Source organism: Bradyrhizobium sp. USDA 4354 (genome assembly GCF_054060315.1).
In genome coordinates this window covers 6038739-6051964 of sequence record NZ_JBSSDC010000001.1, presented here as the reverse complement: position 1 = coordinate 6051964, position 13226 = coordinate 6038739, and the positions used below count along the sequence as shown (strand labels likewise).

Annotated in this window: 8 protein-coding genes and 1 pseudogene; 8 read left to right on the top strand and 1 reads right to left on the bottom strand. The window is 61.1% G+C overall.

Going from position 1 to position 13226, the window contains the following annotated elements:
- Positions 1–5: 5 nt before the first annotated feature.
- The 7 genes from ACVIIV_RS28260 (at position 6) to ACVIIV_RS28230 (ending at position 10599) form a co-directional block, all read left to right on the top strand.
- A complete protein-coding gene (locus tag ACVIIV_RS28260) occupies positions 6–1001 on the top strand; it encodes a hypothetical protein (RefSeq protein WP_456747072.1) in 996 nt (331 codons plus the stop codon).
- A 5-nt stretch (positions 1002–1006) separates the two neighbouring features.
- Entirely contained in the window at positions 1007–3247 is a 2241-nt protein-coding gene (locus ACVIIV_RS28255; RefSeq protein WP_456747071.1) for a phage tail protein, read from the top strand.
- Between the two features lie 31 nt (positions 3248–3278).
- The gene (locus tag ACVIIV_RS28250; protein WP_456747070.1) at positions 3279–4091 is read left to right on the top strand and encodes a hypothetical protein; all 813 of its coding nucleotides are present in this window, start codon (positions 3279–3281) and stop codon (positions 4089–4091) included.
- A 21-nt stretch (positions 4092–4112) separates the two neighbouring features.
- Positions 4113–5297 (top strand): hypothetical protein, encoded by a 1185-nt coding sequence (locus ACVIIV_RS28245; RefSeq protein WP_456747069.1) that lies wholly within the window; start codon positions 4113–4115, stop codon positions 5295–5297.
- Positions 5298–5343: 46 nt separating this feature from the next.
- A complete protein-coding gene (locus tag ACVIIV_RS28240; RefSeq protein ID WP_456747068.1) occupies positions 5344–6573 on the top strand; it encodes a prolipoprotein diacylglyceryl transferase family protein in 1230 nt (409 codons plus the stop codon).
- 410 nt (positions 6574–6983) lie between these two features.
- Complete coding sequence (locus ACVIIV_RS28235; protein WP_456747067.1) at positions 6984–10049, top strand: eCIS core domain-containing protein; 3066 nt, start codon at positions 6984–6986, stop codon at positions 10047–10049.
- A 226-nt stretch (positions 10050–10275) separates the two neighbouring features.
- The gene (locus tag ACVIIV_RS28230; RefSeq protein WP_456747066.1) at positions 10276–10599 is read left to right on the top strand and encodes a hypothetical protein; all 324 of its coding nucleotides are present in this window, start codon (positions 10276–10278) and stop codon (positions 10597–10599) included.
- A 142-nt stretch (positions 10600–10741) separates the two neighbouring features.
- Here the strand turns inward: ACVIIV_RS28230 and ACVIIV_RS28225 are convergent.
- Positions 10742–11404 (bottom strand): annotated as a pseudogene (locus ACVIIV_RS28225) (SOS response-associated peptidase family protein).
- A gap of 267 nt (positions 11405–11671) precedes the next feature.
- Here ACVIIV_RS28225 and ACVIIV_RS28220 point away from each other — a divergent pair.
- Positions 11672–11911, top strand: a complete 240-nt coding sequence (locus ACVIIV_RS28220; RefSeq protein ID WP_456747065.1) for a hypothetical protein — start codon at positions 11672–11674, stop codon at positions 11909–11911.
- Positions 11912–13226: the final 1315 nt, after the last annotated feature.

Below are 13226 nucleotides of genomic sequence, written 5' to 3'. Positions count from 1 at the left end.
CAAATATGGCGGTCTACGGGACGCAATTCCTCGAGCGGATCCAGTTCTTCAAAGGTCAGCGCCTGTTCGCGTCGGACCTCCAGGCGCTCGAAGCCTTCAACCGCGAAATGCGGTGGCTGCACAATCAGAGCCTGCACCAGCCTGGCGTTGGCAGCGGCTATGCCGTCTCTGGCAACAAGGGAGATCGCGAGGTGACGGTCTCCTCCGGGTACGCGTTGAATTCGCTCGGCCAGGAAATCACCCTCACGGAGACCCATGTCGAGCCGATACCGCCGGTCGCGGACAACGGTGCCGGCGCCTCTGCCTTTTATCACCTGACAGTTTCATATCCGGACGATACGTTGCTGAAACCCGCGGAAACTCGCGACGGAATCTGTCTCCCCATGGGAGTCGTGCGCCTGCGCGAAGAACCGGTGTTCTGCTGGGTGCGGCTGAACGACGACGGCACGCAGCCAACGGACCCGCAGCTCAAGGATCGTATCCAGAAGGGATTGTTCATCGTCCTTGCTCGCATCGAGGTCTTTAATTGCCAGTTGAAGCAGCCAGTCTCGGTGGAGCAACGGCGCAACGCTCGCCCCTCGAAACAGCCTTACATTGCGTGCGGAGAATTTGCTCCTGCTGCGGAGAATTGGCACATTGAGTACCTCGGCGGAGTAGAACCGCCGGTTCAAGTGGACCTCGCGTCTACACAATTGCAGTTCCCGCCGGTCCGCATCTCCACCAAGGTCAACACCAGTTCGGCGGGATTTCAGGCAACGCCCGAATACACGGTGCGGCTGATAGGCGATCGCCCGCACAAAGGCACAGGCGATCGACCGAACTACTACCTACTCGACGGATTGATCGACGTGGCGACACATCCGGCGCCCACACCGCAGTCTTTCTGGGTCGATATCTTCCCCTTCTTGTGGACCGTCGTCGCGACCAGGACCGACTTGCTTACGGTAGACAAGATGCTTTTCAAGGATTGGCGAATTGGCTGGATAGGAATTGAGAGTTGATAGCCATGGCTCAACCTGACAAGCCGACGTACTTGTACCTGAATCGCGACGGCCACTGGGCTGGCTTCAAGCGGCAAGGCTTGGTTCGTCGCGAAGATGGTGCGCTCGAACTAATGCCCCTGCCGCTGCTCGGTGGCGCCGTGCCGCAGAGCATCAAGGCGGCCGCTGCGCCTTCCGGTCCGTCCGGAATAGCAGTGGCAGCCGACGGCAGTGTGTACTTCAGCGATCCCGACGGCCAGCGCGTCCGCCAGATTGTGGGTTGCGACGGCAACGTGTGTCCGCTGCCTTGCCTCAGTGGTCACGACGAACAACTAGGTCGACTCAATACGCCGCGAGGGCTCGTGCTGCTGAAGAATCGCCGCGGCCTCTTCGCCGCTGACAGTCGCAACCATCGCATCCAGATCTTTGATCCGGAAACCGGTCAACTCCTGGGAGTTCTGGGCCAGCCGAATGCCGCTGCGACGCATCCAGGTTCTGTCCCGGGCCGCTTGAACACTCCGTGGGGTTTGGCGGCGGACTCGGAGAACAGCATCTACGTGCTCGACTACGAAAACGCGCGTGTCCAGAAATGGAATGCGACCGGCGACCTGGTCGAGACGTTCTGGGAGAACGTTCTTGCCGCACACACGCTGACGCGTCCGGTCGACATATGTACCGCGACCGTGTCCGGCGCGATCTGGATCTTCGTCGTCGAAGCATCGTCGCCGAGTCAGGTGTTTGTCTTTGACGTGAACGGCAATCCAGTGATGACGCCGCACGGCGCGGTGCTCAGCATGGGCGCGGGCACGCTGCAGTCGCCACTTGGCGCGTCAGCATCCGGCTCCGTCCTCTACGTCGGGGACAATCAGGCGCGTCGGATCTTCCAGTTCAGTTTCGGAGAGAGTCCCGTTTGGGTTTCCGAGGCGCGCGGGTACGACGGTCCGGTCGCGGCATTGGCTCTGGATGGCAAAGGCAATCTGTGGGTGCATGCCGGAACAACGGATGCGCCACTTCAACTCGCGACCGATGCTGCATATGCGGAGAAGGGGTATCTCTGGACCGAGTCGCCGATTCACCTTGACCATCCCGAGGTCGACTGGCAGCGGCTCCGAGCCGAATTGGCGCCGCTCGCCGACAACACGCACGTCGAATTCCTTGTCTTCACCTCAAACGATGCTGGCAGCGGTCCGCAGGTCAGTGGCGCAAGCATCGATCCGCTGGGCGATCCGAAATGGCGACAGTGCGCCCGTCCGCCGGCCACCGACCTCGACGACATATACGTGGGTGGCGATCCGAAAACCTACTTGTGGGTGGCGGCCCAATTCTCCGGAGACGGCAGCGCCACACCGATCCTTTCGCAAATTCGGGTGCAGTTTGACCGCGATTCGTATCTCGGCGACCTGCCCGTGATCTACCGCGACGAAATGCCGTGTGGGGACTTTCTGCTGCGGTTGCTGTCGCTGTTCGAGAGCATGTATCAGGACGTCGAAGATGAAATCGGCGCGATGCCCATCCTCTTTGACGCAAAGGCGACACCGGAACGCTTTCTTCGTTGGCTAGCTGAATGGCTTGGACTGGAACTCGACGAGAACTGGTCCACGGCCAAACAACGGCGCATCCTGGGAGAAATCTTCGAGCTCTATGCGCAGCGCGGGACGGCATCCGGGCTGCGGCGCACGCTGAAGCTGTTTGCCGGCGTTGATGCTGTCATCGAAGAGCCGATCCTGAACGCCGCATGGTGGGCGCTGCCTGCCAGCCCTGAGAGCTGTTGTGATTCCTGTGCCGGCGAAGCGTTCACAGGGAGCACCCCGGTCTGGGAGCACACACAGAATTCGATTCTTGGATTCACGACCATGCTGGCTCCCGCGCAGCCGCAGGGAGCGGTCGTTGGCACCAGCGCGGTACTCGATCAATCGCACCTGATTACGGTCGACGAATTCGGCGCGCCCTTGTTCAGCGATGTTGCGTACCAGTTCAGCGTGCTGGTGTATCGCGGCCAAGTAATGTGTGCAGACGTGCTCCCGCGCGTGCGTGCCTTGATCGAACAGGAGAAACCCGCTCACACGACCTACCAGCTTTGCATCGTTGAACCCCGCATGCGTGTGGGGTTCGAGAGCCGATTGGGGATTGATTCTGTCGTCGGTGGTCCGTCGCGCAGCTTGTCGCTGGGCGACGCTCAAGGGTTGGGCGAAGACACGGTGCTGGCAGGCGCCATGGCGACCCGCGTGGGGCAAAGCCGATTGGGCGAGTCCACTCAGCTGAGTTGAACACGTTTGCGAAAGAGGCGAGGAGATAGCGATGTTAACCAATCCACAACACTGTGACTGTGTCGAGATGTGTCCGCCGATCCGAAATCGCTATTTCTACGGCAAGCTGCTGGACGTAGTGCATTTCGAACGCGAGCAGCACTATTTCAACTACAAGCGCTGGATGTTGAACCGTGTCGTCACCGGGTGGGGCGTGGTGTGCGGCATGGGCGTGCAGATCGTGCCAGGGACGCGCACAGCGTGGGTGCAGCCCGGCGAGGCGATCGACAAGTGCGGACGAGAGATCCTGATCTGCGAGCCATATCTCGTTACCCTGCCCGATCCAGATGCGGCTCCGGCGACCGGATCCACACCGCCGGTCGGAACGGCCGCGGAGGTGCCCAACGGTGGCACCGACTCGGGCTATTGCTGCGACGACAACTATGTCCACCTGTCGGTGTGCTATCACGAGTGCCCATCGGATCCAGTTCCAGCCATGGGCGGGGACTGCGATACCGGCGGACTGTGCTCCCCGGGATCGATCCGCGAGACCTATCGAATCGAGATCGATGATGGAAAACTGGCGCCGGCACCGACGACATCACGCATCCAGGATGTGATCTCCAGCGGGCAAATCAACTACGGAGCCCTGGCGATCTATGTGACGAATTCGTGTACCAAGCCACCGGGTGATTGCTGCATACCCCTCGCGAACATTCGCATCCCCGAACCCGGTGGCAAGTACGAGCAGGGCAACATTGACATCACGATCCGGCCGATCGTCTACAGCAACGATCTCCTCTACGAACTGTTGCTCGCGTTCCTGAACCAGGGACAGAACCAGGCACGTGGCGGGAAGCCCTGATCCGCACGAAGGAGGAGAAGCATGAAACACAATTCGAGTTGTGGCTGTGGTTGCCAGGATACGTTGTGCGACAGCAGCATTGCGGAGCTGCCCCGCTATTATCCGCGCCAACTGATTACGCCCGACGATCTGACGCTGGAACAAAACTATTTCCGCGATCGCATGCGCCGGCACAATCGCCTGCTGCACGGCTGGGGAGTCGTGTGTGGAGCCCTAGTGTGCCCGGTGCCAAGTCCCGCCGTTTCCGATTCGACGAGACCCTTTGTTCCGTGGCAGATTAAGGTGCAGACGGGCTACATCCTCGGTCCGTACGGCGATGAGATCATTCTGGACTGCTCGCGAACCGTGGATCTACGTACGTCGGGGGTGAGCGGAGTGACCGGCGATCCTTGCGTGGACGCCGTGGACCCCTGGTGCAGCCAGGTGTTCACGCTGCCGGAAGCCACCACGCTGTTCATCGCTGTGAAATACAAGCAGTGCATGACGCGGCCAGTGCGCGTGCAGCCGGTAGGGTGCGGCTGCAGCGACTCGAGTTGCGAGTATTCACGCTGGCACGACGGCTATGAGATTGGCGTGTTGCAGGAATGTCCACCGTGCAGCGACAGCACCAACAAGCCGACGGCCGGGTACAACAATCAGGGATCGCCTGAGTTGGAACTGCTGGCGCAGGGAGACGTCCCCGATTGTCCCGACTGCCACTGCGGGCCGTGGGTTGGGTTGGCCGCGGTGACCGTCAATTCGGAAGGCACCATCAAGAAAATCGATAACTGCTCGTGCCGCCGGCTGGTGCTGTCATACAGCCAGTTCTGGTGGCTGTGCGAAGGCATGACGCCGGGGGTCACAAAAGCGGATCCCAACTCGCTCAAGGCCGATGGGACCGATCAACAAGTCATCGTGACGGGATCGGGTTTCGGTTGCGGAACGGTTGCCAGCCTCGGGCCGGACATTGTCGTGAAGCACACCCTGGTCAAGGACCCCAAGACGCTGCTGTTGACGGTGAACGTGCCGGTCGGCGCGACCGGAGCGTTCGACGTGACGGTGACGAACATAAATGGCGCATCGGCCAAATTGCCGTCTGGAATCAAGACTGCGATGGCAACCCCTCCGATCGCCAAGACAGCTGGTGGTCCCGGTGTGAGTGGCCCAAGGCCCGGAGGGAAGCCGCTCGCGGTCAAGAAGAAGACCCCGAAGCCGCCGGGAGCGTGAAGATGGAGCGCGCGGAAAAGACTGCGTGGGTCAAAAAGGAACCATGATGAGTCCTTCGGTCACCCTTCTCGGTAAGCCACGTCCGGCCTTCCAGGTTTGCGGCTACACGGGTCTGCTTCTGGCGTTCGTGCAATCTTCTGTTCTCGTCGCCTACCTGGGACTCTCACAGCTCACGCTGTTAGGGATGACTGGCGTTGTGATCCTGACATTTCTAGGGCTCACGATGATCACAAAGATCATCGTGGGCCATGAACTCATCATCTATTACCGCCACGAGATTGCTGTCATTGTGATGGTGACTGTCTTTCTTCGTGGGACCGGCCAAGCCGTCCTTCCGTATCTCGACGTGGCAATTCTGGGCGTCGGGCTGTTTCTCGCGCTCGGCCGAGTGGGGTGCCTGATGGTGGGCTGCTGCCATGGGCAGCCCTGGCGGTGGGGCGTGACGTATGGTCACGAACACGTCGCTGCTGGATTCGCTGAGCACCTCGAGGGAGTGCAGCTCTTCCCAATCCAGGCCGTCGAATCGGGATTCGCGCTCCTGATCGTCGTGACCGGCATCGTCGCCATCATCGAGGGATATCCGCCAGGCACGGCGTTCACCTTCTACGTCCTCGTCTATGCCGCTGGACGATTCTGCTTCGAATTCTTCAGGGGCGGTTCTACGCGTCCTTATCTCTGGGGTTTCTTCGAGGCGCAGTGGATTTCATTGAGCATCGCCACGGCAGACGTCTGGGCGGAACACGCGGGCCTGGTTCCTTCCTACCGCTGGCACGCTGCTGGTGCTGACTGCGATGCTCGCAATCGGACTGAAGGGGCGCGCCGAATGGCCATCCGGATTCGATTTGTTGCATCCAAGGCACATCCGCGAATTAGCGGAAGCAGTTCAATTGTTGAACGGCGCGCTCGATCCCTGCAGTTCAGCATGTCTCTGCCTCCTCAATCAGGGTCGAACGCCATTCACGTGGTCAATACGTCTCTCGGGATCCGCATCTCGACCGGCGAGCTCACGCACGGCTCTCATCTCTTCCGGCACTACAGTCTTTCGCAAGACGCTGCGCCTCTGTCAGCGAGTTCCGCCCGCCTGCTGGCGACTACGATTGCCCACCTGCATCATCCATCGTGTTCGTTTGAACTGGTGTCGGGCGAGTCGGGAGTGTTTCACATGATGTTTGGTCCTGACCGGGCGCGATCGACATCGAGGGTGCGTTCAGGAAATCGGGCTCGCGTGCCGCGAAGTAGAACAAGCGTGCGCGCGGAAGGATTGCGCGGATGGTAAAAGGCACCGAAACACGGCAGGCGAACATCGGTGCTCCGCAAAGGTCCGCTTCATCCGGACCGCGGCCGCAGCCTGCCGTCAATCCATGGGTCCGGCTTCAGCAGACCGTCGGCAATCAGGCGATGACCCACTTGTTGCGGTCTGGTGCGCGCCCCGTCGAAGTGCAATACAAGCGCCGTCCTGGAGATGATCCTCCGCCCGATGCGACTCGGCTCGAAAAGATGAGCTCGCGCCAATTCATAGCTCCCGGGCGACGGCGGGCTGCTGAAGACTCCTCGCACGGCGCACTCGGATGCCGCAATCGCCGCAGCGACGACGCGCCACCCGGCGCGCCGGCTCACGTAAGCGAAGTTCTCCGTTCTCCCGGTCAGCCGCTGGACGCCGGCACTCGAGCATTCTTCGAGCCGCGCATGGGCCAGCAGTTTGCAAGTGTGCCTGCGCATCCGGCAGGTGTCCAGCTGGCGTACGCACCGGGTGTTCAGTCGGGCTCTGCCACCCGCAACCGGCGCGAAGAGGCATGGGAACATGAGGCCGACGCGAAATCTTCGGCGCTGCTACACGCGCCGCCGCCACAGCCGGCTCGGCCCGGGTTCGATCTAAGCGATGTGCGGGTGCATGCCGACTTGCAGGCCAACCGGTCCGCCGAGCAGGTGGGCGCGCTGGCCTACACCGCTGGCCATCACGTGGTTTTCAACTCGGGGCAGTACCGGCCCGACACCCAGTCCGGCAAGGCTCTGCTGGCCCATGAGCTCGTGCACGTGGCTCAGCAGACCAGTGCGCCCACGACGCTCATCCAGGCCAAGGGCAAGGCGGAGCAGGTGATCACGATCACGAAGATCACTATCTACGTGGACCGCGATCTCGTCGTACTCGAGCTCGATGGCAAGAGCACGCTCGTGCTGCCCCTCGTCTACAACGGCCGGCCCGCGCCGGGCGTGTATCAGGTGACGAACCTCAAAGCCGATCCACCGCTCGGCGGAACGGCGAACGAAAATCACTACATCGCCGAGTGGGTTCCTCCCCCTGGCGCGAAGTACAAGAAATCCTACACCTACATCGTGCACGTCGTGCAAGGAAGGCCTGGTGCTGGCAAGGGCGCGGCCGCCGGTGCAAGCGGTGTGGGTGGCGGCAAAGGAAGCGGCGCCACTGAGGGCGCCGGAAAGAGCGAGAAGGAAGGCGCCAGCGCGCAAAAAGGCGAAGGAAGCGGCGGCAAGGCCGAAAGCGCGGGTGGCGGCGGCAGCGATGGCATCGGCGCCGCCGAAGGCAAGACGGGCGGCAAGGGAACGGCCGGCGGTGCGCAGTCCGGCGGCGGGCCGCGCCTCACGCCTGAAGAAGAGGTGATCTGGCGGCAGCTCGCCGAGATGATGCACGGGAGCGACCCTGCGTCGAGGGAAGATCCCGCCGAGCTGGTGCATCTCTTCCAGACGCTGCGCGAAGTTGTGGTCGACCCGCAGTTTTCCACAGAAGGCGGTCGGTCGTGGGTGCGGTTCGCGCAGTTCCTCGACCAGAACCGCGACAAGATCGAAGGCACGCTGAAGTCGGGTCCCGGCGGCAAGGTGACTGAGGAAGTCATCGCGAAAGTCATCGCCCAGTACGAGAAGTTCATCGCGTCCGTGCCCGAGCCGGAATCGCCCGGCCAACTCGAAACCCAGGAGGACTTCGAGAAGGAGTTCAAATATGAGCCCGGTTGGCGCCACATCTCGCCGGCGGACCGGAAGCTCATGGTCGAGTTCGCCAAAATGTCGCCTGACGAGGGCAAGAAGGCGGACTACGCGCGGGTGACCACCGAGATGAAGCTTTCCATGGCCCTGAAGGTCGCGGACACGAGCTTCCTCGGCGCGGTGGCGGAGGCGGCGAAGAACGCTTTCACCGATCCCAAGTTCGTCATCACGCTCATCGTCATCATGGCCATCTACGTCGGCCTGTGGCTGACGCCCGACCCATCGTGGATCACGAAGATCGCCGCGGGCGCGCTCACCGTGGCGTTGCTCGCCCAATTCGCGATCGAAGACATCTACGGCTTCGCTGTAGCCTGGTCGGACTTCAACGACGACTGCAGGCGTGCGACGACCATCGAAGGGCTGAAGGCGGCCGGCGACAAGTTCCTGAAGAAAGCGGGCCAGGTCGGTTTTGACATCATGCTGTTCCTCGTGATGTGGCGCGTGGGCAAGCTGGCCGGGCCCAAGCTCGCGAAGATTGGCGCCGAGCGCGGCGTGGCACGCGCGGAGGCCGGCGTAAGGGCGGCCGAAGCCGAGCCTGGCAGCGGTGTCGCGAAGTCGGGCGGTGCTACGGCGGGCGAGCTGTTGTCGAAGGCGAAAAGCACTTCGCAGGGCACGACGCCGACGCAGGTCCTCGATGCGCTCGCGAAGATGCTTCCCGAGAGCGCGCAAAAGGGCCTCGCGCAGTTCAGGGCGAAAGCTGGCGACACAGCGGCCTACCGCGCCGTCGAAGGCCAGGCGGCCCGCGGCGGCGATCTCGGCCGGTACCTGACAGAGCAGGGCATGACGGCCGAGGCCAAGGCGTCCGCGGCGCGTGATCTCGCGCAAGCCCAACTGAAGCTCGCTCGCGCAAAGCTCATTCAGGCCGAAACGATCAAAGACCCGGCGCTACGCGAGACCGTGCGCGCGGAACAGTATGAGGCAATTAAGTCCATCCTGAAGCAGGCGGGCGCGCTCGACGGCGCGGAGATCAAGCAGGCCCTGGCGGCACGTGACCCACAGGCGCTGATGCGTGCCCTGCGGAAAGCCATCTCGGAACTCGGCGAAAAGGTTTCTTCGCACAAGACGCAAGGCGCGCTCGGCGAAGCGGTCCAGCGTGCGCAGTTGCGAATGAGGTATGCGGGCCAAAAGACCGTGCAGTTCATCTCAAGCCTGCAGGTCGTCCGCGTGGTCGGACAGTACAAGTCGATCCGGGACTGGACGAAAGCGGAAGAGGCGCGTATCCGCCAAGAGAAGCCCAACATCACCGACGCGGAGCTGAACAAAGAAGTGTCGAAGACCCGCGTGAAGCTGTTCGAGAAGGATGGCGCCGTGTGGGAAAGCCTCGGCGAGGTGGACACGATGGTGGCCGAGCCGGGCGCGAACGGGAAACTGAAGCCGCTCGAGATCACAGAGGTGAAGGCGGGCAGCACCAAGGGCGGAACGGACGCAGCCCGCCAGCTCGGCAAGATCGTCGATCTGTTCGGCGCGATTGCCGGCGGCGACCCGAACGTGCGGCTGTATGAACAGAAGGGCCCCCAGCAGCTCGGCAAGGATCTCACGTCCTCGTTCGACCTGTCGCAGGCGCGCTCAATCCTGCAGACCACGTTTGGACCCGAGGGCCGCACGGGATTCTCGGAGTCCCTGGGCTACACCGAGGCGGATCTAAAAGGCGTCGCGGATTCGCTGCTGAAGAATCTTCCGCCCGAGAAACCGGCACGCGTCGCGCCGGTGACCTCGCCCGATCCGAAAGAAAGGGAGCCGGAGCCCGCGCACTGAACTGCGCGATCTTGCCTAAAATAAAAAACATGAACATGAATGTACATAGCTATTCCGCGTCACAGGGGCGCTACTCGAGCGCGGATGTGGTGCCGGCGCTGTTGTGCGCGCGGAAACCACACTAGGAAGAAACTGTGCCACAAATCCCCGGCCGTGCCGTAAGCAGGGATCAGGTGGCGAGCGGCGTCAGTTCCACTGCGTACCCGAAATCGGCCGCCGGATAAAAGTGATCCACCGGCCGGATACCATCTCCATTAAGAGCACCTGGATCACCGACCCCACGCGCCTGACCGCGACGGTCGATGACTATTTCGCAGCGTTGCGTGGGCGCTTCGGCCACACGCGGGGCGGCGTGCGGGTGGAAGGCGCGACAAGCCGCACGCTCGACCTGATTTTCGAGGAAGGCGTTCACCTGCCCCCCGACACCCTGCGGGTGCTCGACCAGCTCAAGGCATCGGCCGGGAGCATCCGGTTCCGCTGGTACGTCATGCAATCCGATCGGATCGTCCCGAGCGCACAATACCTGCGGGCTCTGCAGGCCGGGCCCTGATCCGTAGCTAAATATCGCAGCCACTTCTGGACAGTGCCAATAGCGGGGCAGAGATTTGTCCGCCCAGCTCGCCGCGGCCGTCGCAGTCCCTAGCTTTGACGGCTTTCAATCTCCGCGGCATAGGGGCGAGCGGTGGCGTACTTCATGCGGCGATTGTGTCTTCCTTATCAGGGCCGCGGGCAATTATCCTGATAGCATCATCGTGCAGCGGTAGCTGCAGCGCCTTGGCCTCCTCCCATGGGGCGCGCATCCAAACGTCGCGCTCCTCGTCAGTCATTAATATGACCGCCATGGCTTTCGGTTAGATCAGTTTGACAACGGCGTTCGGCGACGTGATGAGAAAGCCGTAGACGTTGTGCGGGCTGGGGACTGGCTTTGATTTCGTCCCGCGATCACCCTTGAATTCGGTCCAGATGCCGGCAAAGCACATCAACGGCCGATCGTCGTTGATTGCGAACCAGACGACGTCCTTCTTCTTGGTCTCCGGGTTCGGCTCTGGCGCGTATTCGGCAAAACTTTTGAACGGCACCAGGCGTCGGTTTTCCGGCTTCGGCCAGCCGCGCCAATGCGGCGAGGAGGTGTTGCGGATGTTGCACCGGTGGTCCGCCTATCTGCGGTGGTGGCGGCATGCCCCAGCGCATCAGGACTAACTGGCGTTCGGTGCCCTGCATTCCGAATGACCGGCGCGGGATAATCGGGAAACACGCCCAGCATTGGCGCGAGGGTTGCCGACATAGCGGTTCACCACGCGGAACAGCGCGCGGATGGCCTCTTGATTTGTCGTGATGGAGTGGAGGTTACACACAGCCCGCAGCTATAGCGTCTCTAGCCCGTTCCTTCTCACAAAAACTAGTAAAGTTGCTGAGCTGCGCGGCATAGGCCGACGACTTGAGCGGGCCAGGAGGGCATGAGATTGTGGCGCACGGCTCGCAACCCGATCTCATTTTGGCTGCGTTGTCTTTTTGCTCCGCAGCTTGCGTAGTTTTGGGATTGAGAGTGGCGCTGTTGTCTTAGAAACATCGTCGATGCCCAAGGCGTTTCGCCAGCCCGGTCCAGTGTCGAGGACGAGTGCTTGAGCGACAGCTTGAAGGAAGACCTGAGCGAGCGGGCCGGGGCCGTCCCGCAAAGTGTTCGGGAGGGAGCCGATACGCTCAAAGACGAATTCGCAGACGCGGGCGCGCAATATGCCGGCCGAGTTCAGCAGGCCGGCCGGGATGCCCTTGATGCAAACCGGGAAGAAAATAAGACAATAGTTTGTCGATCAAAAAAGACGTTACATCGGTTGGTTGCTGGTAATGTTTTCACCGTTTAGCCGAAAATTGATTGAATCTGAAGTTCCTGATCGGAGGCTACCGGTAGCATGTCCTCAGGAGTAGTGACCGTGGCTTTCGACCCTAGTTACGTCGAGGGTGAAGGGCGATTTTCCGATCTTGCGGTTTCTTAGCAGTTATGGAGAAGGGTGCCTCCGCCCATGCACCAACACGCGTCCGGGCTGAAGGGCCGCGGGTCCATAGCTTTCGACCGTGGGTTTGTGAACTGTGATTACGGCCGCGCAGAGAAGCTGAGTATTTCTAAGGTCTTTGCAGGCGGGTTGGGAGTATGGACGGTCCGCAAACAAGTGACGAGTCACCGTGAGATGACGCAACGTCGCTCGATCAGGTTAGCTCGCGGGCATCGACCGGACTCCTCGTTAGTCGATATAGGCTAGCGGTCTTGAATTTTGGATCCGATCGTGCTGATCCGATGTCCGCTCACGACGACAAGACGAGCTTTTGCAAAGTGTCCGCAATTGCGTTCGTTTCGCTCCCGCAATCCCGGCCAGTTCCGAAAAGCTGAGCGTTAGAGCGAACATCACTCGCGTGATCATCGCATATTGTCTGTCGATAATAGTGGACCGCAGAGAGTGAGCGCAGTCTTGCGGTCCCAGGTCGTTGGCCGCTGTGACGTTCGTGATGCCACGGGTAGGGGAACGAAGTAGCCGGGGTCTATCGCGCAGTTTGGCCTAGTTTGGCGAAGTTGTTCTCACTTCCTTCCGCATCGAGGAACTGACCGAAGTCGTGAGCCTGCCTTATCTCAATCGACTGAGAACTGATGACGATTGACGGTATCGGATGAAAGGCGTGAGAAGCGGTGGGGGACGGTTGCAACCAAGCACACGCGTTCACTTAATCGATTGACTCCGATCGTTGGCGAAGGAGCCTTTTCTCAGAGGCACGCAAATTTTTCTGTGAATTCAAGACTGAAAAGTTAGGTCGGATGTACCGTCGGGATCTGTCCGTCAGCTTTGAGACATTGTGCTTGCAAGTCAACGCGGTAGTGCAGTCCTAAATGATTGAGTGGGAGTAGTACGAGCGGGTGGCATCGCGCAGTTTAGGGTAGTTTAGTCGACTTTCTCTCGCCCCCATCGCGTTGAGAATTCTGATCGGCGTGGTGAACTGGCTTATCGCAGAAGAAATACGAAATCCATTGCGACGTCACTGTTGGAGTATTGCAGCGCGCACGATCGTAAAGAAGGGCCGAGCGATTAAAGCCGACCCCACCAGGTTTGAGCAAAGCGGATCGACGGGGCGTCATGTCCGAGCGGCAGGTCCTTTCAGTTTGCGACTGATCACCGCTCCTCCAAACCG

Bases quoted from the DNA above. Each gene is read 5' to 3' on its own strand.
- ACVIIV_RS28235 (WP_456747067.1), top strand. From the start codon at position 6,984: ATGGGCCAGCAGTTTGCAAGTGTGCCTGCGCATCCGGCAGGTGTCCAG.
- ACVIIV_RS28260 (WP_456747072.1), top strand. From the start codon at position 6: ATGGCGGTCTACGGGACGCAATTCCTCGAGCGGATCCAGTTCTTCAAA.
- ACVIIV_RS28245 (WP_456747069.1), top strand. From the start codon at position 4,113: ATGAAACACAATTCGAGTTGTGGCTGTGGTTGCCAGGATACGTTGTGC.
- ACVIIV_RS28255 (WP_456747071.1), top strand. From the start codon at position 1,007: ATGGCTCAACCTGACAAGCCGACGTACTTGTACCTGAATCGCGACGGC.
- ACVIIV_RS28250 (WP_456747070.1), top strand. From the start codon at position 3,279: ATGTTAACCAATCCACAACACTGTGACTGTGTCGAGATGTGTCCGCCG.
- ACVIIV_RS28240 (WP_456747068.1), top strand. From the start codon at position 5,344: ATGAGTCCTTCGGTCACCCTTCTCGGTAAGCCACGTCCGGCCTTCCAG.